The following is a 23,201-nucleotide window of genomic DNA, read 5'->3' on the forward strand; positions in this document are numbered from 1 at the left end:
AGGCCTAAGGAAACACAGGCCCAGGGAACACAGGGAGAGAGAAATGACTGGACTGACGCTGAAGGATATCCGCAAATCCTACGGTTCCGTGGACGTTCTCCACGGTATCGACCTCGATATCAAGCAGGGCGAATTCATCGTCTTCGTCGGTCCGTCCGGCTGTGGCAAGTCCACGCTTCTGCGCATGATCGCCGGTCTCGAGGCGATCACCGGCGGTGAGATGTATATCGATGGCCATCTCGTCAATGACGTGCCGCCCTCCAAGCGCGGCATCGCCATGGTCTTCCAATCCTATGCGCTCTACCCGCATATGACGGTGTTCGACAACATGGCTTTCGGCATGAAGATCGCCGGCGAAAGCAAGCAGGAAATCGATCGCCGCGTCAAAGCGGCGGCCGAGAGCCTGCAGCTGACCCAATATCTCGGTCGCCTGCCGAAGGCGCTTTCCGGCGGCCAGCGCCAGCGCGTGGCGATCGGCCGCGCCATCTGCCGCGATCCCAAGGTCTTCCTGTTCGACGAGCCGCTGTCCAACCTCGATGCCGCGCTGCGCGTCGCGACCCGCATCGAGATCGCCCGCCTGAACGAACAGATGGCCGATACGACGATGATCTACGTTACCCACGACCAGGTCGAGGCGATGACGCTGGCTGATCGCATCGTCGTTCTCTCCGCCGGCAATATCGAGCAGGTCGGCGCGCCGCTGGACCTCTACGAGCGCCCGGCAAACCTCTTCGTCGCGAAATTCATCGGCTCGCCGGCGATGAACATCATTCCGGCGACGGTCGCCGGGACTGGAAGCCAGACGACGGTGACGCTGACCGGCGGCATGTCGGTGACGCTGGATGTGGCGACCGACGCGTCGGAAATGGGCAAGCAGGCAAGCTTCGGCGTTCGGCCGGAGGATCTCCGGGTTGCCGATGGCGCCGACTACCTTTTCGAAGGGGAAGTGTCGATCGTCGAAGCGCTCGGCGAAGTGACGCTGCTTTATATCGAGGGTCTGGTCCCGGGCGAGCCGATCGTCGTCAAGCTGCCCGGCATCTATGATGTGAAGAAGGGCCAGAGGATGCGGTTTGCCGCCGACAGGCAGAAGTTGCATCTGTTTGACGCAACCGGCCATACCTACCGAAAGTGAGGCGGCCATTTTTGGGGTGATGGCCCCAAGAATTGTGCGGGACGGGCCGAATTCTCACTTTCTGTTAAAGATCGGCTGCTACCTTTTCCCTGTCAATTTATGAGGGGGATAAGCAGGTGGCCGCTTCCAATCCGTCACAGCCAAAATCTCATTTCCTGAGCAAGGAAGAATCCTTCATGTATGACCGCGAGGCGCGGTTCAAGATGGAGGACACCATGAACGCCGCGCGCATCGAATATACGGAAAAGGGCGTCATGCACGCGGCTTCGCGCCGCTGCGACATTGTCCGGATCTCGATGAGCAGCGCGACGCTCGCGATCCTGACCCAGTTCAGCCTGCCGAAGCAGTTCTATCTGGATATTCCGGATGCCCGCATCACCAAGGTCGGATGCCTGCTGATGAAGGTCAACGCCAACAACACAGTGGAAGTTCGCTTCTTGCGCCTGCTGACGCAGAAAGAGCTGAACAAGATCTTCGTCTACAGCACCCATCCGGCGCACCGCGACTACGTGCTCGATATTCGAGCCTAAAGTCGCGCGTTCACCAGGACGCATTGAAATCAAAACCCGTGGGCGCTTCAGGCTCCCGCGGGTTTTTGTTTGCCAGAAGCCACCCGCTCAGTGGTGGAAGAGCACGCTCGCACCCTGGTCCGAAGGCCCGACGGCGCGGCGGAACGGCGCGAAGAGCTCGCGGCCCATGCCGAATTCATTGTCGGAGAGATCGACGACGACAGGTTCACGCTCGGCCATGTCGGCCGCATCGACGAGCACCTCGAGCGTGCCCTTGATCGCGTCGAGGCGAATGATGTCGCCCTCGCGAATACGGGCGATCGGACCGCCGTCGACCGCTTCCGGCGTGACGTGAATCGCGGCCGGCACCTTGCCGGATGCGCCGGACATGCGCCCGTCGGTGAGCAGCGCCACGCGGAAGCCGCGGTCCTGCAGCACGCCGAGCGGTGGCGTCAGCTTGTGCAGTTCCGGCATGCCGTTCGCCTTCGGGCCCTGGAAGCGCACGACGGCGATGAAATCTCGGTTGAGCTTGCCATCCTTGAAGGCATCCTGCAGCGCCTGCTGGCTATGGAAGATGATCGCCGGCGCCTCGATGATGTGGCGCTCCGGCTTGACGGCGGATATCTTGATGACCGCCTTGCCGAGATTGCCGCGCAGCATCTTCAACCCGCCATTCGCCTGGAACGGCGTCTCGATGCTGGAAAGCACTTTGGGATCGACGCTTTTTTCCGGCGACGGCTCGCGCATGACGGCGCCGTTTTCGCCGAGACGGGCATCCACCGTATAGGCTGCGAGGCCCTGGCCGAAGACTGTGCGCACGTCGTCATGCACCAGGCCGTGCTTCAAGAGTTCCTTGATGAGGAAACCCATGCCACCGGCCGCCTGGAAATGGTTCACGTCGGCGAGCCCGTTCGGATAGACGCGGGCAAGCAGTGGGACGATTTCCGAGAGCTCGGCAATGTCCTGCCAGGTAAGATGGATGCCGGCCGCCCGCGCCATGGCGACGAGGTGCAGCGTATGGTTGGTCGAGCCGCCGGTCGCATGCAAGCCGACGACGCCGTTGACGACCGAGCGTTCGTCGATCATCTCGCCGGCCGGCGTGAATTCGTTGCCGAGCGCGGTGATCGCCAGCGCCCGCTTGGCGGCTTCGCGCGTCAGCGCTTCGCGCAGCGGCGTGCCGGGATTGATGAAGGACGAGCCGGGCATGTGGAAGCCCATGATCTCCATCAGCATCTGGTTGGAATTGGCGGTGCCGTAGAAGGTGCAGGTGCCGGGGCCGTGATAGGATTTCGATTCCGCCTCCAGCAGCTCGGCGCGTCCGACCTTGCCTTCGGCGAAGAGCTGGCGCACGCGTGACTTCTCGTCGTTCGGCAGGCCTGTGGTCATCGGACCGGCCGGAACGAAGATCGACGGCAGGTGTCCGAAGGACAATGCCGCGATCACCAGGCCGGGCACGATCTTGTCGCAGACGCCGAGGAAGAGGGCGGCATCGAACATGTTGTGCGACAGGCCGACGCCCGCCGACATGGCGATCAGGTCGCGCGAGAACAGCGAGAGCTCCATGCCCGGCTGTCCCTGGGTGACACCGTCGCACATCGCCGGCACGCCGCCGGCCACCTGCGCCACGCCGCCTGCCTCGGCCGCCGCCTCGCGGATGATCGCCGGATAGGTCTCGAATGGCTGGTGGGCCGAGAGCATGTCGTTATAGGCGGTGATGATGCCGAGATTGGGGATGCGGTCGCCGGCGAGCGCATCCTTGTCGGCGGGGGAACAGACCGCGAAGCCATGGGCAAGGTTGGCGCAGCCAAGCACCGAGCGCGCGACACCCTTGGAAGCGGCGGCGCGCAGGCGTTCCAGGTAGCGCTCGCGGCTTGGCTTCGAGCGTTCGACGATGCGATCGGTGATCGCAGAAATGCGTGCGTGAGCGGACATGGAAAATCCCTGCCTTGTTCGTTGTCTTTATCTGTTTCGGCGGCTCTGGCCTGAATCTCAATCCGGATGACGGTGGATCAGGGAGCCCAGTAGATCTCGACCGGGGAAGTGGCCCGGCGCAGAACGGCGCGGATCGGCATTTCTGCCTCGTCACCGCTGCCTTCCGCCTTGACGAGAACGTCTTTTTTGCCTTCGCCCTCAATATGGAGAACCAGGAGTGCGGCATCCTCAAGACTGGAGAAGGTGAAGGTCAGGCGCGGCTCGCCGGCTCCTTCCGCTTCCATGGTAATGATGCCGCGCGGCGTCGACGCATCGATCGCCTTGGCAAGATTGCTGCCGCCGGGAAAGAACGAGGCGGTGTGTCCATCGCCACCCATGCCGAGGATGACGATGTCGAAGGGTGAACTGATCGCCCTGGTCTTCTCGGTTGCGAGCCTTGCCGCCTCCTCCGCGGAGGCAGCATCCTGATAGAGCGGCAGGAAGCGTGCCGCCTTTGCCTTGTTCTGCAGCAGATTGGCATCAACAAGCAGATGGTTCGAGCGCGGATTGTCGGCCGGCACGAAACGTTCGTCGACAAGCGTGATCGTCACCTTGTCCCAGGCGACGTCGCGCGTCGAAAGCGTCTGGAAGAAGACCTTCGGCGTGGAGCCGCCGGAAACGGCGATGGACGCCGTTCCGCGGGCGGCAATCGCCGCCGAAAGCGCATCGGCGACCTTGTCGGCGAGACTGCCGGCGAGGTCTGCGGCGCTGGCGAAGGAATGCAGGGTCGATGCCATCGATTTCGTCCTAGATTTCGTCATGCCAGGTGCGGCCGTCACGCTCGATCAGCGCGATGGCCTGGCTCGGCCCCCAGGTGCCGGCCGTATAGCCCTGCACCTGCTGGCCGGTCGTTTCCCAACCCTTGAGGATCGGATCCACCCATTTCCACGCGGCTTCGACTTCGTCGCGGCGCATGAACAATGTCTGGTTGGAACGGATCACGTCCATCAGCAGGCGCTCGTAGGCGTCGGGATTGCGGACGTTGAAGGCCTGGGCGAAGCTCATGTCGAGCGAGACGTTGCGCAGGCGCATGCCGCCCGGACCCGGATCCTTGATCATCAGCGACTGCTTGACGCCCTCATCCGGTTGCAGGCGGATGATCAGCTGGTTGGCGTTGATGCGCCCGGCCGCCTGGTCGAAGATCGCGTGCGGGATCGGCTTGAAGGTGATGACGATCTCGGACATACGCCCGGTCAGACGCTTGCCGGTTCTTATATAGAAGGGAACGCCCGCCCAGCGCCAGTTGTTGATCTCGGCCTTGATGGCGACGAAGGTTTCGGTGTTCGAGACGCCGCCTTCGAGTTCTTCGAGGTAACCCTTGACCGGTCCGCTGCCCGATGCGCCGGCGCGATACTGGCCGCGAACCGTCGCCTGCTCGACGTTGGAGGCATTGAGCGGCTTCAGCGCCCGCAGCACCTTCAGCTTCTCGTCGCGCACGGCTTCCGAATCCATCGACGAGGGCACTTCCATCGCCGTCAGGCAGAGCAGCTGCAGGATGTGGTTCTGCACCATGTCGCGCAGTGCGCCCGCCGTGTCGTAGTAGCCGGCGCGACCTTCGAGGCCGACCGATTCAGCCACGGTGATCTGCACGTGGTCGATGTAGTTGGCGTTCCACAGCGGCTCGTAGAGCGCGTTGGCGAAGCGCAGCGCCATCAGGTTCTGCACCGTCTCCTTGCCGAGATAATGGTCGATGCGGAAGATCTGCTCTTCCTTGAAGGCACGGCCGATCGTGTCGTTGAGCTGCAGCGCCGAGGCGAGGTCGCGGCCGATCGGTTTCTCGACGACGATGCGGGTCGATTTGGTGATCAGCTTGTGGTCGTGGATCTTCTGCGAAATATCGCCGAAGATGCCCGGAGCGACGGCGAGGTAGAAGGCGCGCACACGATCCTTGCCTTCGTCGAGCAGCTTCTTCAGCTGATCCCAACCGGCATCCGTGCGGGCGTCGACCGAGACGTAGTAGAGGCGGGCACAGAATTTCTCCACCTCCGCCTCGTCATATTCACCCTTCTTCAGGTGCTCGTTCAGCGCGTCCTTGGCGAATTTGCGGTATTCCTCGTGCGTCAACGGGCTGCGCGAGGCGCCGATCACGCGGGTCGGTTCGCTGAACTGGCCTTCGATCTGGCGATGATACAGCGCGGGCAGAAGCTTGCGTTCTGCAAGGTCGCCGCTGCCGCCGAAGACGACATAATCAAAGGGCTCAACGGGAATGATTTGGCTGCTCATGAGCTTGTCTCTCAATCAGGCTGGTTGGCGGCCCTTTTAATCTAATCGATTTAAAAAAGCCAGTGTGCAGTGCAATGAATCTCTCAGGAACTGGTTTTAGAGCGAATTTCCGGAAGAGGAAATCCGCAATCGGACTAAAACTTGTCGCGAAGTGCAAACCACGACAAGGCGAGGAAAAGCAACGGTGCGCGCATCCGGGCTCCGCCGGGAAAGGCGGGAATATCGAGCGATGTGAAGAGATCGAGATCGCCGGATTTTCCAAGCACGGTTTCCGCATAGAGCTTGCCACAGTAGTTTGACAGCATGACGCCATGGCCGGAATAACCGCCGATCGAGATGACCCCGGGCATGACCTCGCGCACGAACGGCTGGCGCGGCAGGGTTATGCCGACGCTGCCGCCCCAGGCATGGGTAATCTCGATGTCCTTCAGCTCGGGATAGATCTCGGCGATCTGCCGGCGGATGTGCTCTGAAATGTCGCGCGGATTGTCCGAGGTATAGGCCTCGCGCCCGCCGAACAGCAGGCGGCCATCGCCGAATTTGCGGAAGTAGCGCACGACGAAGCGCGAATCGGCCACGGCCTCGCCCCCGGGAAGCACACCGGCATGCCCGTCGAGCGGCGCGGTGGCGCCGATGAAGGAGCGGATCGGCATGACATGGCTCGCCGTCACCGGTTCGAGGTCGCCGATATGGCCGTTGCAAGCGATCAGCGCGCGCTCGGCGGTCATCGTTCCCCTTTCGGTTTCGATCGTCACCTTGCCGCCGCTTTGGTGGATCGCCGTTGCCTTGGTCATCTCGAAGATTTCAGCACCGGCATTGGCAGCGACCCGCGCCAGCCCGACCAGCAGCTTCAGCGGATGAATGTGGCCGGTGCCGACATCGCGCACGCCGCAATGGAAACGCTTCGAGCCGAGCCTCTCTTGCGTTTCCTCTTCGTCCATGAAGCTGAGATGCGGATAGCCGTAGCGTAAGGCGGCGATTTCGGCATTTTCGTAATAGTCGCGTTTGTAGCTCGCCTTATGTGCGACATTGAGCTGGCCGGGCACATAGTCGATCTCGATCTGATGCTCGCGGGCGAAATCGATGAGATGGCGCTTGGCCGCTTCGGCAAGATCGAACAGCGCCTTCGAGCGTTCGTAACCGATCTTCTCCTCGAGTTCTTCCGGCCACCATCGCTGGCCGGTGCCGAGTTGGCCGCCATTGCGCCCGGACGCCCCGTCGCCGAAGCGGCAGGCCTCGATCAGGACCACCGAAACGCCTGACTTGGCAAGATTATAGGCGGCCTGCAGGCCGGTATAACCGCCGCCGATTATGGCGACGTCACATGTTCTCGAGCCGTCGAGAGCGGGGTAGGTGGGCCGCTCCCCGACGGTTGCCTGATACCAGGACAGCCCGGGCGCGATCGGGCTCTGCCACGTCTCCTGCGATGCCATTTGATGCTTGCCTCACACGTTGAGCAGAAGGAATTCCCGCTCCCAGGGGCTGATCACCTGCATGAAGGTCTCGAACTCGCCGCGCTTGACGCCGGCATAAAGGCCGATGAACTGCTTGCCGAACATCTCCTCGAAAGCGGGTTCGTCCTCGAGCAGCGCCACGGCTTCCAGCAGGCCGCGCGGCAGGTCGATCGATCCCTCATTGGCCGAATCCTCGGTCGGCGCCGTCGGCTCGATCTGCTTCATGATGCCGAGCAGACCGGAGGCGAGCGAGGCGGCGAGCGCGAGATAGGGGTTGGCGTCCGAACTCGGCAGCCGGTTTTCCACGCGCCGCGCCTGCGGATCGGAGACCGGGACACGGAAGGCGGTCGTCCGGTTGTCGTAACCCCAGGCATTGTTGACCGGGCAGGACATATCGGGCTGCAGGCGCCGGTAGGAATTCACGTAGGGCGCCAGCATCGCCATCGCGTTCGGCACGAATTTCTGCATGCCGCCGATGAAATGGAAAAATTCCTTCGAGGCCGAGCCATCGGCATTGGAGAAGATGTTCTTGCCGGTCTCGATATCGACCACCGACTGGTGGATATGCATCGCCGAGCCCGGCTGGCCCTGCATCGGCTTGGCCATGAAGGTCGCATAGATGTCGTGTTTCAGCGCCGCCTCGCGGATCGTCCGCTTGAACAGGAATACCTGGTCGGCAAGTTCGATCGGATTGCCGTGGCGCAGGTTGATCTCCATCTGCGCCGGTCCCTCTTCATGGATCAGCGTATCGATCTCCAGCCCCTGCTTCTCCGAGAAATGATAGACGTCGTCGATCAGTTCGTCGAACTCGTTGATGCCGGCGATCGAATAGCCCTGGCCGCCGAGGATCGAGCGGCCGGACCGGCCTTTGGGCGGGTGGAGCGGATAGTCGGGATCGTCGTTTTTGGCGACGAGATAGAATTCGATCTCGGGCGCCACGATCGGTTTCCAGCCGCGCTCATGATAGAGGCTCATGATCCGCTTCAGCACGTTGCGCGGCGTATAGGGCACTTCGCCGCCGTCCGAATCGACGATATCGCAGATCACCTGCGCCGTCGGGTCGGTCTCCCAGGGCACGACGGACAGCGTCGAAAGGTCGGGCATCAGCTTCAGGTCGCTGTCGCGCGGCTCATAGCGGAAGCTCTCCGTCTCGTCGGGATATTCGCCCGAAATCGTGTGCCGGTAGATCGCCGAAGGCAGCGCCAGCGAGGTGTTGGAGGTGAATTTCGAGCTCGGCATCATCTTGCCGCGCGCAACGCCGGCAAGGTCCGGCGTGATGCATTCGATGTCTTCGATGCCCCTGTCCCTCAGCCACCGCGCTGCTTCCTTCCAGTTCGCAACGCCACGCAGGGATCCGGGTTCCGGGGGAGTTTTCTTCGAGGCGGGTACGTTTCTGGCAGGCTTCAGCGTCGTCTTTTTTGGGGACATGACACACCGGTTTGTATTGATCGTGGCGCCATCATAACCAGACTTTGCCAATTGGCGAGGGGTGGCAAACGTTGACTTTCGCCCTTTGATGGAAAAAGAAGACGCGGGTTTGATCGGGGAAACGGGTTTGCAGCGCAAAAGCGACGTTATCGTCATCGGCGCCGGAGCGGCGGGCATGATGGCGGCCATCCGCGCCGGAAAACGCGGCCGCTCGGTCGTCATCCTCGACCATGCCAGGGCGCCTGGCGAGAAGATCCGCATATCAGGCGGCGGCCGCTGCAATTTCACCAATATCCATGCCGGACCGAAGAACTTCCTGTCCGCCAACCCGCATTTCTGCAAGTCGGCGCTTGCCCGTTTCACGCCCGCCGATTTCATCGCCATGGTCGACAGTCACGGCATTGCCTGGCACGAAAAGACGCTCGGCCAGCTTTTCTGCGACGATAGCGCCAAGGATATCATCCGCATGCTGCTGGCCGAGATGCGCATGGCCGGTGCAGTGCTGCATCTCGGCACCGAGATATCAGGCGTCGAAAAGACCGAAGCTGGGTTCCTGATATCGACGAGCGAAGGTCACTATGAAGCATCGTCGCTGATCGTCGCCACCGGCGGCAAGTCCATCCCGAAGATGGGCGCCACCGGCTTTGCCTATCGCATCGCCGAGCAGTTCAGCTTGGCCGTGCTCGAAACCCGACCCGGCCTCGTGCCGCTGACGCTCGATCCCGGCCTGCTGGAAAGCATTGCGCCGCTCGCCGGCATTGCCGCCCCGGCCGAAATCCGCCACGGCAGGACCGGCTTCCGCGAAGCGCTGCTGTTCACCCATCGCGGGCTGAGCGGCCCGGCCATCCTGCAGATTTCCTCCTATTGGCGCGAGGGCGACGAGATCGTGGTCGCGATCGAACCGGATATCGACATTGCGGCGCATCTGAAGATGGCAAAGCAGCTTAATGGCCGTCAGTCGCCGCAGACGGCACTCGGCGATATCCTGCCGAAGCGGCTGGCACAATTTCTCGTCGAGCGCGAGAAAATCTCCGGCAACATGGCCGACCTGCCCGACAAGGCGCTGCTGCGTCTTGCCGCCGGCGTCCAGAACTGGGCAGTCAAACCCTCCGGCTCGGAAGGCTACCGCACCGCCGAAGTGACGCTCGGCGGCATCGACACGGCAGCGCTCGATTCCCGCAGCATGGAAGCAAAAGCCGTGCCCGGCCTCTATTTCATCGGCGAATGCGTCGATGTCACCGGCTGGCTCGGCGGTTATAATTTTCAGTGGGCCTGGGCTTCCGGTTTCGCCGCCGGCGAATGCGTCTAAAGTTCCTAGTTTTGATGCATGTCGTCGGGCCAAAACCGCTGCAATTTTTTTGACATGCCTTGGAAATATCCGGAGATACCGATTCAAGACTTTTTAATAGAGGTGCGCCATCCTGTCTCAATTGGCGGTTTGTAAGGTCGTTCCTAAATTAAGCTTTACCGGCAAGCCGTTTTGTTGGATTGTTGTTGTGTCAGAGAGAAGTGAGGTTTCGACCATGAACAGAAACGCACGACGCGCCCGCGCCATCGCAATTGCCGAGGCAAAGCCGAACGCTCGAATGGTCGCCCTGCGCTATCTGATGCTTTCAGCCGGCGCCACCGCCGCCAGCCTCGCGCTGCTGCTCTCGCACTTCATCTGATCCCGTCCGCAGGCCTGGAGCAAACGTTCCGGCATGGTGATGACCTCACCGCGACGACGCGGCCCATAATTTTGCAACTATTTCACTGCCTTGGCTTAACCCGCCATCACTGCTTATCCGAAAATTAATATCTAATCTGACACAATTGCCCGCGAATATTTGGGCATCTCCAAGTTGTTTGGACATGAACTGGCAATGACTGCCGCCTGGCTTCCGGGTTCCCCAATGTAAAATAAGAACAGCTCGATGTGCACCCGGCTGGCGCCATGTGGCCGCCTGCGGGAGGAGTGGTGTATGAAAGGCCCGGAACGCCATGTTGATTGATAAGATTCTTTCCCGCTTCAGGATCAAGACGAAGGTTCTGATCTTCGTTCTGCCTTTCGTCGTCACCATTTCGGCGGTGGGCCTGACCGGCCTCTACGCTTCGGGACTACTGCAGGGCCGCATGGAAATATCCAACAGCGTGCTGCAGTCGCTCAGCGGCTTCAAGGATCTCTATGGTTCGATGGATGATTTCCTGCGCGTCACCAGCCCTGAGGCGCGCGACAAACTGAGCGCGGATTTGAAGATCCAGCAAGGCGTGCTCGACCAGACGCTGAGCCAGGTCGGTAACGAAGCCGCTGGCCGCGACAGCCTTGCGGAGGCATCGCGCCGCACCAAGGAAATTTCGGGCGTCGTCGACAAGCTCTGGGCCCTGCACGAGCAGGAACAGGCATTGCATGAGCAGATCGACGCGGCCCAGAAAAGCGTGATCAGCACCCGTTTCACCGTGTCCTACCAGGCCGAGCAGTTGCAGAGCACCGTCCAGAGCGACGAGAGCGCCGCCACCAGCACCCTTCGCACGGCCGACCGCCTGCTGAAGGGCGGGGATTTCCTCGGCACCGTCGCCAGCGGCTTCAGTAAGCCGCAGACACCGCAGGACAAGATCGCCTTCATCAACGAACAGATGCCGGAGATCATCAAATCGCAGCGTCTGATCGCCATCTCGGTTCCGACCAATCAGAAGAATGTCATCGAGGCGCTGGCTGCGACCATCGACGGCATCAAGGCGATCATCCAGACACCCAATCCGACCGACGAGACGGCCACCGAACTCGGCCGCCTCGTTTCGCGCTTCCGCCAGACGTCGACCTATACGCAGCTCACCGCAACGCAGAAGATGCGTGACGCGACCCAGGAATTCGCGGCGCTCGACGGCCGGATTGCCCAGGCCAACTCGGTCCTGCAGGATACGAGGCGCCTCGAAAATTCCGTCTATTCGCTGCAGATCGTTCTTTCCGACTTTCTCGCCGACTCCAGCAAGGAAAATCTCGTGCGTCTGCAGCAGCAGGCCGGCACGCTCGGCAAGGACATGCAGGTGCTGGTCACCAGCGCCAAGGGCATGGGCTTTGCCGAAGGCATATCCGGCGCGATCCAGCCGGCGCTCGACGTCATCTCCGGCGGCGGCTCGAAGATCGTCGACACGATCGGCGAGCGCGTCACGGCCTATGCCGCCGCCCGCCAGGAGCTCGACCAGATCTGGAAAAAGCTGACCGATTTCGCCGAGCTGCAGAAGCAGACGGCCGGCACCGAGCGCACTCAGGCAAACAGCATTTCCGTCATGACCACCGGTCTCGGCATCCTGCTGTCGATCCTCGGCGGCATTGCCCTGGTGCTGACGCTGCAGCGCCCGATCAGCCACATCACCGCCGCCATGCGCCGCATCGCCGAAGGGGCGCTGGATACCAGCATCTCCGGCGAGCAGCGCCACGACGAAATCGGCGACATGGCCCGCGCGCTCGGCATCTTCAAGGAAAATGCCATCTCGAAGATCCGCATCGAGGAGCAGAGCGACGAGGAACGCGCCGCCGCCGAACATGAGCGCCTGCGCAACGACGCCGAAAAGCGCGAGATGGATCGCCAGATCGAATTCGCGGTCAACGCGCTCGCCGCCGGCCTCGAACGCATGTCGCAGGGCGATATCTCAACGACGATCGAAACGCCTTTCATCGGCCGCCTCGAACAGCTGCGCCAGGATTTCAACGGTTCGATGATGCGACTGCAGGCGACGATGAGCCAGATCCGCGACAATGTCGAACTGATCCAGGGCAACGGCAACCAGATGGCCCAGTCGGCCGAGGATCTCTCCAAGCGCACTGAACAGCAGGCTGCCTCGCTCGAAGAGACCGCGGCTGCCGTCGATCAGATCACCGTCACCGTCCGCTCGTCGGCCGAACGCGCCAAGGATGCCGACCAGATCGTCCGCCAGGCCAAGCGCAGCGCCGACGATTCCGCCGTCGTCGTCAGCAATGCGATCGACGCGATGAGCCGCATCGAAGGTGCCTCGCGCCAGATCGAGCAGATTATCGGCGTCATTGACGAGATCGCCTTCCAGACCAACCTCCTGGCGCTCAACGCCGGCATCGAGGCGGCGCGCGCCGGTGAAGCCGGTAAGGGCTTCGCGGTGGTCGCGATGGAAGTCCGCGAACTGGCCCAGCGCTCCGCAGCCGCAGCGCAGGAGATCAAGGGGCTGATCAACAAGTCGACCAACGAGGTCAATTCCGGCTCGCAATTCGTGCAGGAGACCGGCACGGTGCTCGCCAAGATCAGCGCCCAGATCGTCACGATCAGCCAGCATGTCGAGATGATCGCTCGCGCCAGCCACGACCAGTCCAACGCGCTGCAGAGCGTCAACGCGACGGTCAACCAGATGGACCAGATGACGCAGCAGAACGCCGCCATGGTGGAGGAAACGACTGCCGCCAGCCGCGAACTGGCCGACGAGGCCGGTTCGCTGCGCCGGCTCATTCAGCAGTTCAAGATCGACGGCGAAGCCACCAGTGCGCCGGTCTATCGCGCCGCCTGATCATCGACCGACCCGCCCTTCGTGCGAGCGGCCCCGGAGTTTCCGGGGCCGTTTTTCTTTATTTCGCAGAAACCGCGCTCCGGTCGGATTGCGAGTGGCGGCGTGGCCATCACGCAGAGACGGTCCGTCCGAAAACGAGGCCGATGAATACCTCCGACAACCCTGATTTACGGAGAATCTTCCTTAACGCTTTTAATCTAATTTAACCTCGGTCTATCTCCCGGGGGTCTCGATGCTGCGCCTATTCTCTACGTCGATCGTACGCCAGATCGTTGCGATCACGCTGTTTCTGCTGGCGATCAGCACGGCCGCCATCGTTGGCGTGACCTATTACAATTTGAGCCATCAGGTCATGGACGGGGCCGTCTCCGATGCGAATGACGCCGCCCGTGCGATGGCTGTCCTCTACGGCGCGGCTGATCAGGCTGCAAAGATCGAACTGAAGGACAATCAGCTCTTCGCCGTCACCGAAGACGCCATCCCGGCCCTTGCCGATCATTCGCTGGTCGACCGCACCGCGCAGTCGATCGCTGGTGTCGCGACCATCTTCCAAAAGCAGGGCGGCGACTACGTCCGCATATCCACCAACGTCAAGAAGGAAAACGGCGACCGCGCCGTCGGCACCAAGCTGATAGCCGAGCACCCGGCCCAGCCGGTTCTCGCCAGGGGTGAGGCATATTACGGTCCGGCGGAGCTTTTCGGCCGCAAGTTCATGACCGGTTATTTCCCCATCAAGAATGCCTCGAACGCCAATGTCGGCATTCTCTTCATCGGCATTCCGATGGAGGTCTATTACCAGCGCATGTATGAGCTGCAGATGCTGGTTCTCGGTGTCGGCGCCATCGTCATGCTCATCGTCGGCGTTCTCGCCTTTTATGCGATCCGCCTGTCGGTGAAGCCCTTGCAGGCGCTGACAGCGAGCGTGCACTCGATTTCCGCGGGCGATCTCGAAGGGGCGATCCCCTGTGTCGAAAAGAAGAACGAGTTCGGCGACATCGGCCGGGCCTTGGCGCTTTTCAGCGACAGTGCCCGCGCAAGGCGCGACCTGGAAACCCAGGCTGCCGAACAGCGCGAATTGAGCGATGCCGAACGGGCCAGGAACGATGCCGACAAGCGCTCGCTCGACGGCCAGATCGACTTTGCCGTCAACCAGCTTGCCGCCGGCCTCGGGCGCCTGTCGCAGGGCGATGTCTCGCAGACGATCGGTACGCCCTTCGTTGGCCGGCTGGAGCAGCTGCGCGTCGATTTCAACGCTTCCCTCTTGCGGCTCCAGGATACGCTGTCCGGTATCCGTGACAGCGCTTCGACGATCCAGCGCAACAGCGGCGCCGTCTCCGTCTCTGCCGGCGAGCTTTCGAAACGCACCGAGGCGCAGGCGGCGAACCTCGAGGAGACTGCGGCCGCGGTGGAAGAGATCACCGTGACCGTTCGTTCGTCCGCCGAGCGTGCCCGTGAAGCCAACAATGTCGTGGCTGCGACCAAGAAGACGGCCGACAGTTCCGGCGCCGTCGTCGGCGATGCCGTTGCTGCCATGGATCGCATCGAGCAGGCATCACAGCGTATCGAGCAGATCATCGAGGTGATCGACGACATCGCCTTCCAGACCAATCTTCTGGCGCTGAATGCCGGCATCGAGGCGGCGCGCGCCGGCGAGGCGGGCAAGGGTTTTGCCGTCGTCGCCCAGGAAGTCCGCGAACTCGCCCAGCGCTCGGCCGATGCGGCACGCGAGATCAAGTCGCTCATCGAGACGTCGAGCCGCGAAGTGACGGCAGGCTCCGAACTGGTCCAGAAGACCGGCAGCGTCCTTGCCTCGATCAGCCAGGAGATCATCGCGATCAGCGGCCATGTCGAGACCATCGCCACCGCCAGCCGCGATCAGTCGGCCGCGCTGCAGGAAGTCAACGGTTCGGTCAACGCCATGGATCAGATGACCCAGAAGAACGCGGCGATGGTTGCCGAGACGACGCAGGCAAGCCGCCTGCTTGCCGGCGAAGCCGATACGCTGATGGCGCTGATCGAGCGCTTCCGCATCGTCGCAGAATCGGCACCGGCTCATCTCGGAGCAAGAAGAGTCGCCTGAACCGCGCAGTCGCAGCCGCTGCGGGATTGCGCCGCGGTCTTGCGGTGCCTTCTGAGGTCGAGGTCGAGCGACGTCAGCCAGGCAGCGAAGCCAATGAGGCTATTGTTTCCGAACTCGGCATAGAACCTGTCCTCTTCCGCCTTGCAACCGCTTCGCTTGGGATAGTGCCGATAGCCGATGGTGCCCGCGATGGTGAGCATGTCGATCATGACGATGTCCTTTCCTGTATAAGACATCACCTGATTTAGGCGTCGAATTTCTCTTTATAAACGGGAAAAATCCCGCTATGTTTTTCATTGATGAAAAACGCGAGTTGGGATTCCTATCAGCTTTTTCTGCAGGTGGCCCGGCTTGGCGGGCTGACGGGGGCAAGCACCGCAAGCGGGCTCAGTCCTGCGACCGTCGGCCGGCGCATGCTCGATCTCGAGCAGGATATCGGCCGCGCATTGTTTTCGCGCAGCCAGACCGGATACCGCCTGACCCAGGATGGCCAGGCCCTGCTCGATCACCTGCAGGAAATGCAGGCCGCCGCTCGCAAAGTAGCGGCGTGGCGGCAATCCGGCGAGGGCGGCACGACCGTCAGGGTCGCCGCCGGCACCTGGCTCGCCTGGCTGCTGACCGAGAATTTCGCCGCAATCCGCATGCCGGGCGATGCCTTCGCCATTTCGCTCACCATTGGCGAGGCGCGGGCAAGCCTTGCCTATCGCGACAGCGATATCGGTATTCGCGCCTTCGAGCCTGAGGAGGCCAATCTTGCCGCACGGCTGCTCGGAGAGGTGGCCTATGCCGTCTATATCAGGCGAAACGCCGCCGAGACCGACGAGCGCTGGATTGCCGTTGCTGAGGAAGAGGCGATATCGGCCTATCTGCGCTGGCCGCACGCCCATGCCGCAACAGGGATCGTCGCTACCGTCAATCGGCCGCGTTCGCTGCCGGATCTGGTGCGCGCCGGCGCCGGCAAGACCGTGCTTCCCTGTTTCGTCGGCGATCTCCATCCCGAATTGCAGCGGCAGGGCGGCGAGTTGCCGGAATTGCGCCACCGGCAATGGATCGTCATGAATGCCGAGGACCGCCACCGCCCGGAGATCCGGACCGTCGCCGACCGCATGACCAAGCTCATCAAAAGTTATGCCGATCTCTTCGCCGGAAAACGACCGAGCCGCGGCTAGAGAGCCTAGGTCCAATCGACATTCAGGATTCCCAAATCGCTTGATCGCTGATTCATAGAGCACCGTGTTAGTCACGGAGGTCGATGATGTCGATTAGGCGGTATGAACTGAGCGACGCTCAGTGGCTCAAGATTGCATCCTTATTGCCTGGTAAGATTGGCGACCCGGGGCGTAGCGGCTCGGACAACCGTCTGTTCATCAATGGTTGCCTGTGGGTTTTGCGCTCCGGCGCACATTGGCGCGACCTGCCGGAGCGCTATGGCAAATGGAAGACGGTGCATAAGCGTTTCAGCCGCTGGTGCCATGCCGGCGTATGGGAGCGGGTGTTCGAGGCGCTGACAGCAGACCGCAACAACCAGTATCTGATGATCGACAGCACGATCGTTCGCGCCCATCAGCAAGCCGCCTCCGGAAAAGGGGGGCCAAGGATCAGGCGTTGGGGCGTTCCCGAGGCGGACTGACCACCAAGATCCATATGCTGGTTGATGCCCTTGGCCGACCGCTGCGTTTCATCGTAACCGCCGGTCAGGTGGGCGACATCACGCAAGCGCCGGCTCTTCTGAAGGGACAGAGCGGCGATGCCGTGCTGGCTGATAAAGCTTATGACAGCAATGCCTTGCGGGAAACAATCACCAGCATGGGAGCCGAAGCAGTCATCCCGTCAAACCGCTCGCGCAAGATCATCATCCCCCACGACGAAGCCGCCTACAAAGATCGTAACCGCATCGAACGATGCTTCAACCGTATGAAGCACTTCCGACGTTTCGCCACTCGATACGACCGCAGAACAATCCATTTCGAAGGATTCGTCTATCTCCTCGCCGCAATGATCTGGCTGCGGTGAATGTCGATTAGTCCTAGGGCATCAGCCAGCGCACCAGCGCCCACCGCGCTCGCCTAAGCGCATATCCGCGTACATCCTCCCGACCGCTGGGCGAATTTGTCACTTCGCGTGACCATTTGAGAGAAGTAATCGGCTTGCAAGATCGGCAATTCCGATAACTCCAGCCCGTTCAGCCAGTTTAGCGGGTACTATGTTCGATCTTATGGCAGAGGGGACTTGAATGCTGACATCGCGAACCAGATCGAGATAGCCTTCGGCGAGGCCGACACCACCTCCAATCACAATCTCCGCGGGATCGAGTATAAGTTGAATATCCCGGCAAAGCATGGCGATCCCACGCGCAGATCGTGCAACGATCGCTTTCGCCCAAGTTTCGTCGTTCCGCGCAGCATTAAAAATGTCGGGGGCGGGCATGGCGCCAGATCCCTGTCGCGCGGCTTCTGCCTGCATCCAGCGCCCGGACACTTGGTCCTCCAGATAGGAGGAGCTATCACCAAAACTTTGCATCAAGCCAAAATGTCCGGCAAGGCCGCCGAGGGGCTGGCCGTTGACCACGATGCCTCCGCCCACGCCCGTCGATACCGTCAGGAAGACAAGATCGCCGCCTGAGCCGGCGCCATAGCGATACTCACCCCACGCTGCCGCCTGGGCGTCGTTCATTGCGAGCGCGCGCACGCCAAACAAAGCCGATGTCTTTTCGACCAGCGGGTAGTTTTCGGGTATCCCCAATGTCTCTGGGTTCATGGCGGACCAAAGCCCATTGCGGATGAACCCAGTCACCGCAAGGCCGATTGCATCATATTCACCATACCAACGCTCCGCGGCAGCGCGGGCGTTGGTGAGCCAGGTATCCGGTCCGTCAGAACGCTGTGTTGGAACGGTCACCTCCTCAAGGACCTCGGCGTCAGACACGAGCGCCGTCATCGTTTTTGTTCCACCGATATCGATGGCAAGCACCGGCCTCGTCACGCGTCAATCTCCAACGCCAGTATGCGATCAAGCTCGTGGGCGGCATCCCTGTCCAGCACAATGGTCGTACGGGCATGGCGTGCGAGCGCGGAGCCGGGAACGGCATCTGCTATTGGCCCTGCAAGGCTTACCGCAACGGCGCTGGCCTTCTCGATGCCGGTCGCCAGAACAACGATACTCCGCGATTCTAGAATAGTGCCGATTCCCATCGTGATGGCATGGGTGGGTTGGCGTGAGCCCGGCTCGAAATAGCGCGCATTGGCTTCCATCGTCGAGGCTGACAGCGCAACCCGCCGGGTGCGGGTGTCATGCGGAGATCCCGGTTCGTTAAAGCCAATGTGGGCGTTGCGGCCAAGGCCGAGAAACATCAGGTCGATGCCACCACGCGCTGCAATCTGCGTTTCGTAGCGCGTGGCCTCCGCGCTCGCATCCGCAGCTGAACCGTCCGGAATATGGATACTTCTCTGCATGAAATCGATGTGCCGGAACAGGTTTTCACGCATGTAGAAGGCATAGGATGCAGTGTCGGAGCCCGAAATCCCAAGATACTCATCAAGATTGAAGGCGTGGGCACGATTGTAGCAACCACGGCCGTTCCGAAAGTCCTCAATCAGACGAGCGTACACCCCAAGGGGCGTCGCTCCCGTCGGCAAGCCGAGCGCGCTGTCCGGCTTTTCTTCGACTTGCCGGATCAGAATTTCCGCGACGATGGCAGAGGCTTCGTCGACTGTATCCTTGACGATGATTTCCATGGTTTTTCCGTTCAATTCAGGCGTTGTCCAGTCGCGGCGTCGAAAACGGACGCTTTCTCGGCCGCTATCTGTACCTTGATCGTCTGCCCAGGAGCGGTGCTCCCGGTTTCCAGCCTGGCTGTCGCCGTCTGTCCGTTGATCGATAAAGTGACGTTGTCCTCAGGGCCTGTCGACTCGACCAGGTCGACGATGGCGTCATGACCCTCCTCATCGTGACGGGCCAGCTTTATGTGTTCCGGCCGCAAACCGAGGATGACGTCTCCCGAAATGCCTTCGGAAAGTCCTGGGAGCGGAAGAGGCAGTTTCCAATCCTTTCCATCCGTGAAGATCACTGTAGTCCCATCCATAACCAGGCGGCCGCTGATAAACTGCATCGACGGCGAGCCGACGAACCGGGCCACGAAGGTGTTGGCGGGTTTGTGATAGATCTCATAGGGCGAGCCGATCTGCTGAATATCGCCCTTGTTCATCACGACAATTCTGGTCGCTAGCGTCATGGCCTCGATCTGGTCGTGGGTCACATAGACCATTGTCTTGCCGACGCGCTCGTGCAGTCTCTTGATCTCGGCGCGTGTCTCGACACGCAACGTCGCATCGAGATTCGACAGCGGCTCGTCAAAGAGGAAAATCTTCGGGTCGCGCACAAGAGCCCGTCCGATGGCAACACGCTGGCGCTGGCCACCGGAAAGCTCGCGCGGCTTCCGCTCGAGAAGCGGTTCAATTTGCAAGAGGCGCGCGACCTCCGACACCCTTTGCGAAATTGTCTCACGCGAGAGTTTGCGCATCCGCAGCGGAAAGCCGATGTTCTGCGCAACCGTCATGTTCGGGTAGAGCGCGTAGGATTGGAACACCATCGCGACATCACGCTCCCGTGTCGGGATGTGTGTCACTGGTCGACCCTCGATCACGATTTCTCCAGCGTCGATTGGATGCAGACCCGCGATCGCATGCAGCAGGGTGGATTTTCCGCAGCCGGAGGGGCCGAGAAGGACGACGAATTCGCCTTCATCGACCTCGACATCAATCCCTTTCAGCACCGAGATCGGGCCATAGGATTTCGTGATTTTCCGTAGGGAAAGCGAATGCTTGCTGGCCTGGGTCATGCCGGTCATCCTTTTATACTTCCGAGTGACATGCCACGTACGACCTGGCCTTGAACCAACATGCCGAGAACGAGCATCGGCAGCATGACAAGTGTTGCGGCTGCCGTCAGCGGTCCCCACTGCACCCCCTGAAAAGTCAGGAACGAGGTGATACTGACGGGCAGTGTCTGGGTGTCCCGCCCGGTCAGGACGAGGGCGATGAAGAACTCATTCCAGGTAAACAGCACACACAGGATCATCGTCGCGACGATGCCGCCCTTGGCAACCGGCAGGAACACGTTCCAGAAGATCGTCAGTTCGCGCGCGCCGTCCACTTTTGCCGCGTCACGCAGCTCCTTCGGTATATCCTCGAAGAAGGTGATGAGCAGCGATATGGCAAAGGGCACGTTGATGAAGGCGTAGACCGCAATGATCACCCAGTGATTGTTGAGCAATTTCAACTGCGCGGCTAGAAAATACGTGGGAATGATGAAGATCAGGGGTGGTGCTATCCTGAGGCTCAGCACGAACCGTTCATTGCTGCGGCGCACCGGTTCTTCCTGTGCCACGAGCCCATAGGCGACAAGCGCACCGATCGCCACCGATATGGCGCTTGCAGTAATGGAGATAAGGACGCTGTTCATGAAGGCGCGAATGAAGACGCCATTGTTGAGAACGCGTTGGTAGTTCTCCCAGGTCGGTTCGAAGAACCAGACCGGCGGGATCGCAAAGGCGTCCTTCGTCGTCTTTACCGATGTGACGACCACCCAGTAGAGCGGAAACAGCACGACCACGATGAGGGCGAGGATGGCGATATAGAAGGCCATTTTGCGCATCATACGGCTCCCCGCGCTTGAGCCTTGAAGGCCAGGTTGTACAGCAACAGCAGCGCGACATTGGTGAAGATCGTCAACACCATGGCAACGGTCAGGGCGTAGGAAATGTCGAAATTGGTGAATGCCGAAATATAGCCGTAGAGATTGAGTGTTTCCGTCGATAGCGCTGGCCCGCCGCGGGTCATGATGTAGAAGATGTCAAAGGTCTTCACACTGTCGATGGCGCGGATGAGGGCGACGACAAGAAGCGCGCGGTGAAGCGCTGGCAAGGTGATGTGCCAGAGAACCTGCCACTCCCGAGCGCCGTCGACACGCGCGGCGTTTTGCGGATCGCCCGGCAGCGCTTCCAGTGACGCCATCGTCAAGAGCACGACAAAGGGTGTCCATTGCCAGATGTCGGCAATCATCACTGAGAACAGGGCGACGTTTGGATTGCCAAGCCAATCGACCGGACCGAGATGAAGCAGGGACAGGAGGTAGTTCGCCATACCGCTCGACGGGTCGAACATGAAACGCCATGTCAGCCCGACGACGATGGGCGTCATGACGATGGGCACGAGCATGATAGCCCGCGCAATCCTCTTGCCATGAAATTCCCGGTCGAGCAGCAAGGCGACGAAAAGGCCGATGATCAGTTCAATGGTCGTGGCCAGCACCGTGAAGAGGACCGTGCGCCAGAGAGCATTGAGGCCGCGTGGGTCGAGCAGAAGCCGCAAGTAGTTATCCAGTCCGATGAACCGTTCCTGTCCGGGCCGCATCAGGCTGATATCGTGGAATGTCAGCCACACGACATAGATCGTGATGACCACCGAGACCGCGCCGAAAAAGGCAATCACCGGCTGATAGAAAAGCTTTGTCGCGTCGTTGAGCATAATAATCCCCGCAGTCTAGCCACGTCCGGATAATCCGGACGTGGCGCCCGTTTGTTAGCGGGCGAGTGCTGCGTCGTTGGCCGCGTTGGCTTCCGCCAGTGCGTCCTTTGCCGAAGCGGTGCCGGCGAGCGCCTTGGATACGGCGATGCCAGCATTGTTGATGATTTCGTTCGCAGCGGTAACCGTCGGCAGATATTGCGGATTGCCCTGGTTGATCGAAGCCAACATCGCTTCCTTGAAGGCTCCGTAGCGCTTGTTGAATTCATCCGAATTCAACGCAGCTTCGGACGTCACACCAGAGTTGGGCGCGATGCTGAACGACTTGATTTGCTGCTCCTTTGCCGTTGCCCACGACGCAAACAGCCATGCCGCTTCCTTCTGGGCGGAGGCCGACGTGATATAAAGGCTGTGCACAGCGAGGGACGATGAGCCACCCTTCAATGCGTCGGTCTGTTTGGGAACCGGCACGTAGCCAACCTTGTCGACCACTGATGACACAGCCGGGTCCTCGTTGAATGCTCCGTTGACCGTTGCATCCATTGTCATGCCGGCCTTGCCCTGCTGGAAGAGAACGTGGTTTTCTTCCCAACCGAAATTGGCAGCGCCGACGGGACCGTAGTCGCGCAGGATTTTTGCAAAGGCATCGAGCGAGGCGGCGGCTTCTGGCGTTCCAAGGGCCGACTTTCCATCCTTGGTGAGGAATTCGCCGCCGTAACCCCACAGCCAGCCTGCCCAGACATAGACGTTCTGGATACCTTGGGCGCCACGCATGGTAATGCCTGCGATTTCGCCGTTGGACTTTTCCTTGATGGTCTTGGCCGCGCTGATAACCTCGTCAAAAGTCTTCGGCGGGGTGAGGCCGTATTGCTCGAACAAATCCTTGCGATACATCAGGAACGTGCTCTCGCCATAAACCGGCAGGCCGTAGAGGTTGCCGTCGACAATATTCGTGTTGAGGTAGCCGGGCACGAAATCGGCGCGGTCGAGATATTTGGGCAGCTTTTTCGCAAGATCGTCGAGTGGATCGATATATCCGGCCTTAACGAAGCCCGGAATATAGATGATGTTGTTCTGGACGACATCATAGCGGCCCGAGCCGGACGAGAACTCCAGGAGCATCTTGGCGGTGATGTCGGATTCCGGGATGACCTCGAGTTCCACTTCGATGCCGGTTTCCTTGGTGAATTCCGGCAACAGCTTTTGGATGCCATCGGTGGTCGGGTGACCTTCCATCAGAACCGCAATATGCGTTCCTGCGTATGGCTGGTTGGCGTTCTGTGCGATCGCCGGCAGGGCCGAAGAGGTCGCAAGTGCAAGCGTGAGTGCGAGTAGTTGGCGTCGTTTCATGTCATTCCCCTTTTTTTGAAC

General features: G+C 60.9%; 19 protein-coding genes and 1 pseudogene. 8 read left to right on the forward strand and 12 right to left on the reverse strand.

Annotated features, from left to right (window positions below):
• The first annotated feature begins 43 nt into the window (after positions 1-43).
• Entirely contained in the window at positions 44-1,132 is a 1,089-nt protein-coding gene (locus AC245Y_RS01985; protein ID WP_017992956.1) for an ABC transporter ATP-binding protein, read from the forward strand.
• A gap of 176 nt (positions 1,133-1,308) precedes the next feature.
• A complete protein-coding gene (locus AC245Y_RS01990; RefSeq protein ID WP_003545591.1) occupies positions 1,309-1,662 on the forward strand; it encodes a hypothetical protein in 354 nt (117 codons plus the stop codon).
• 87 nt (positions 1,663-1,749) lie between these two features.
• On the opposite strand, the gene edd is transcribed toward AC245Y_RS01990, so the two are convergent.
• From edd to AC245Y_RS02015, 5 genes are all read right to left on the reverse strand, one after another.
• On the reverse strand, positions 1,750-3,573 hold the full coding sequence (edd, locus tag AC245Y_RS01995) for a phosphogluconate dehydratase (RefSeq protein WP_017992957.1): 1,824 nt from the start codon (positions 3,571-3,573) through the stop codon (positions 1,750-1,752).
• A gap of 77 nt (positions 3,574-3,650) precedes the next feature.
• Positions 3,651-4,349: a 6-phosphogluconolactonase gene (pgl, locus tag AC245Y_RS02000; protein WP_017992958.1), complete on the reverse strand. Its 699-nt coding sequence runs from the start codon at positions 4,347-4,349 to the stop codon at positions 3,651-3,653.
• Between the two features lie 10 nt (positions 4,350-4,359).
• Positions 4,360-5,835, reverse strand: coding sequence for a glucose-6-phosphate dehydrogenase (gene zwf, locus AC245Y_RS02005; protein ID WP_012756097.1), 1,476 nt, complete (start codon positions 5,833-5,835; stop codon positions 4,360-4,362).
• Positions 5,836-5,969: 134 nt separating this feature from the next.
• Positions 5,970-7,268: an NAD(P)/FAD-dependent oxidoreductase gene (locus AC245Y_RS02010; protein WP_017992959.1), complete on the reverse strand. Its 1,299-nt coding sequence runs from the start codon at positions 7,266-7,268 to the stop codon at positions 5,970-5,972.
• A 12-nt stretch (positions 7,269-7,280) separates the two neighbouring features.
• Positions 7,281-8,717, reverse strand: a complete 1,437-nt coding sequence (locus tag AC245Y_RS02015; RefSeq protein WP_017992960.1) for a glutamine synthetase family protein — start codon at positions 8,715-8,717, stop codon at positions 7,281-7,283.
• Positions 8,718-8,805: 88 nt separating this feature from the next.
• Here AC245Y_RS02015 and AC245Y_RS02020 point away from each other — a divergent pair, with 88 nt between their 5' ends.
• The 4 genes from AC245Y_RS02020 to AC245Y_RS02035 all read left to right on the forward strand — a co-directional run bounded on the left by AC245Y_RS02020 (position 8,806) and on the right by AC245Y_RS02035 (position 15,309).
• Positions 8,806-10,026, forward strand: coding sequence for a BaiN/RdsA family NAD(P)/FAD-dependent oxidoreductase (locus tag AC245Y_RS02020; protein ID WP_026157252.1), 1,221 nt, complete (start codon positions 8,806-8,808; stop codon positions 10,024-10,026).
• 214 nt (positions 10,027-10,240) lie between these two features.
• Positions 10,241-10,384, forward strand: a complete 144-nt coding sequence (locus AC245Y_RS02025; protein ID WP_017992962.1) for a hypothetical protein — start codon at positions 10,241-10,243, stop codon at positions 10,382-10,384.
• Positions 10,385-10,697: 313 nt separating this feature from the next.
• Positions 10,698-13,229, forward strand: coding sequence for a methyl-accepting chemotaxis protein (locus tag AC245Y_RS02030; RefSeq protein WP_017992963.1), 2,532 nt, complete (start codon positions 10,698-10,700; stop codon positions 13,227-13,229).
• Positions 13,230-13,461: 232 nt separating this feature from the next.
• Positions 13,462-15,309, forward strand: coding sequence for a methyl-accepting chemotaxis protein (locus AC245Y_RS02035; protein ID WP_017992964.1), 1,848 nt, complete (start codon positions 13,462-13,464; stop codon positions 15,307-15,309).
• Here the strand turns inward: AC245Y_RS02035 and AC245Y_RS02040 are convergent.
• Positions 15,282-15,518: a hypothetical protein gene (locus AC245Y_RS02040; RefSeq protein ID WP_020486911.1), complete on the reverse strand. Its 237-nt coding sequence runs from the start codon at positions 15,516-15,518 to the stop codon at positions 15,282-15,284. The genes AC245Y_RS02035 and AC245Y_RS02040 overlap by 28 nt on opposite strands.
• Before the next feature lie 90 nt (positions 15,519-15,608).
• On the opposite strand from AC245Y_RS02040, the gene AC245Y_RS02045 reads away from it, so the two are divergent.
• On the forward strand, positions 15,609-16,478 hold the full coding sequence (locus tag AC245Y_RS02045) for a LysR family transcriptional regulator (RefSeq protein WP_017992966.1): 870 nt from the start codon (positions 15,609-15,611) through the stop codon (positions 16,476-16,478).
• A gap of 86 nt (positions 16,479-16,564) precedes the next feature.
• Positions 16,565-17,322, forward strand: a pseudogene (locus AC245Y_RS02050) (IS5 family transposase).
• Positions 17,323-17,421: 99 nt separating this feature from the next.
• Here AC245Y_RS02050 and AC245Y_RS02055 read toward each other — a convergent pair.
• Genes AC245Y_RS02055 through AC245Y_RS02080 form a run of 6 tightly spaced genes read right to left on the reverse strand, consistent with a single transcriptional unit; the run spans position 17,422 to position 23,180 of the window.
• Positions 17,422-18,279 carry an ROK family protein gene (locus tag AC245Y_RS02055; protein ID WP_487762861.1) on the reverse strand — a complete coding sequence of 286 codons (858 nt, stop codon included), beginning with the start codon at positions 18,277-18,279 and terminating at the stop codon, positions 17,422-17,424.
• 8 nt (positions 18,280-18,287) lie between these two features.
• The gene (gene nagB, locus AC245Y_RS02060; protein ID WP_017992968.1) at positions 18,288-19,043 is read right to left on the reverse strand and encodes a glucosamine-6-phosphate deaminase; all 756 of its coding nucleotides are present in this window, start codon (positions 19,041-19,043) and stop codon (positions 18,288-18,290) included.
• 11 nt (positions 19,044-19,054) lie between these two features.
• On the reverse strand, positions 19,055-20,155 hold the full coding sequence (locus AC245Y_RS02065) for an ABC transporter ATP-binding protein (RefSeq protein WP_017992969.1): 1,101 nt from the start codon (positions 20,153-20,155) through the stop codon (positions 19,055-19,057).
• Positions 20,152-20,961, reverse strand: coding sequence for a carbohydrate ABC transporter permease (locus AC245Y_RS02070; RefSeq protein WP_017992970.1), 810 nt, complete (start codon positions 20,959-20,961; stop codon positions 20,152-20,154). Before AC245Y_RS02070 ends, AC245Y_RS02065 begins: the two co-directional genes overlap by 4 nt.
• The gene (locus AC245Y_RS02075) at positions 20,961-21,833 is read right to left on the reverse strand and encodes a carbohydrate ABC transporter permease (RefSeq protein ID WP_017992971.1); all 873 of its coding nucleotides are present in this window, start codon (positions 21,831-21,833) and stop codon (positions 20,961-20,963) included. Before AC245Y_RS02075 ends, AC245Y_RS02070 begins: the two co-directional genes overlap by 1 nt.
• 54 nt (positions 21,834-21,887) lie before the next feature.
• Entirely contained in the window at positions 21,888-23,180 is a 1,293-nt protein-coding gene (locus AC245Y_RS02080; protein ID WP_017992972.1) for an ABC transporter substrate-binding protein, read from the reverse strand.
• Positions 23,181-23,201 lie beyond the last annotated feature (21 nt).

It is taken from the genome of Rhizobium sp. SRDI943 (genome assembly GCF_057653695.1).

Excerpts from the sequence above, each read along its gene's own strand:
- AC245Y_RS02015 (WP_017992960.1), bottom strand. The coding sequence starts at position 8,717 with ATGTCCCCAAAAAAGACGACGCTGAAGCCTGCCAGAAACGTACCCGCC.
- AC245Y_RS02030 (WP_017992963.1), top strand. The coding sequence starts at position 10,698 with ATGTTGATTGATAAGATTCTTTCCCGCTTCAGGATCAAGACGAAGGTT.
- nagB (WP_017992968.1), bottom strand. The coding sequence starts at position 19,043 with ATGGAAATCATCGTCAAGGATACAGTCGACGAAGCCTCTGCCATCGTC.
- AC245Y_RS02080 (WP_017992972.1), bottom strand. The coding sequence starts at position 23,180 with ATGAAACGACGCCAACTACTCGCACTCACGCTTGCACTTGCGACCTCT.
- AC245Y_RS02035 (WP_017992964.1), top strand. The coding sequence starts at position 13,462 with ATGCTGCGCCTATTCTCTACGTCGATCGTACGCCAGATCGTTGCGATC.
- AC245Y_RS01990 (WP_003545591.1), top strand. The coding sequence starts at position 1,309 with ATGTATGACCGCGAGGCGCGGTTCAAGATGGAGGACACCATGAACGCC.
- AC245Y_RS02070 (WP_017992970.1), bottom strand. The coding sequence starts at position 20,961 with ATGCGCAAAATGGCCTTCTATATCGCCATCCTCGCCCTCATCGTGGTC.
- AC245Y_RS02045 (WP_017992966.1), top strand. The coding sequence starts at position 15,609 with ATGAAAAACGCGAGTTGGGATTCCTATCAGCTTTTTCTGCAGGTGGCC.
- AC245Y_RS02040 (WP_020486911.1), bottom strand. The coding sequence starts at position 15,518 with ATGATCGACATGCTCACCATCGCGGGCACCATCGGCTATCGGCACTAT.
- AC245Y_RS02075 (WP_017992971.1), bottom strand. The coding sequence starts at position 21,833 with ATGCTCAACGACGCGACAAAGCTTTTCTATCAGCCGGTGATTGCCTTT.
- AC245Y_RS02010 (WP_017992959.1), bottom strand. The coding sequence starts at position 7,268 with ATGGCATCGCAGGAGACGTGGCAGAGCCCGATCGCGCCCGGGCTGTCC.
- edd (WP_017992957.1), bottom strand. The coding sequence starts at position 3,573 with ATGTCCGCTCACGCACGCATTTCTGCGATCACCGATCGCATCGTCGAA.
- AC245Y_RS02025 (WP_017992962.1), top strand. The coding sequence starts at position 10,241 with ATGAACAGAAACGCACGACGCGCCCGCGCCATCGCAATTGCCGAGGCA.
- AC245Y_RS01985 (WP_017992956.1), top strand. The coding sequence starts at position 44 with ATGACTGGACTGACGCTGAAGGATATCCGCAAATCCTACGGTTCCGTG.
- AC245Y_RS02065 (WP_017992969.1), bottom strand. The coding sequence starts at position 20,155 with ATGACCGGCATGACCCAGGCCAGCAAGCATTCGCTTTCCCTACGGAAA.
- AC245Y_RS02020 (WP_026157252.1), top strand. The coding sequence starts at position 8,806 with ATGGAAAAAGAAGACGCGGGTTTGATCGGGGAAACGGGTTTGCAGCGC.
- pgl (WP_017992958.1), bottom strand. The coding sequence starts at position 4,349 with ATGGCATCGACCCTGCATTCCTTCGCCAGCGCCGCAGACCTCGCCGGC.
- zwf (WP_012756097.1), bottom strand. The coding sequence starts at position 5,835 with ATGAGCAGCCAAATCATTCCCGTTGAGCCCTTTGATTATGTCGTCTTC.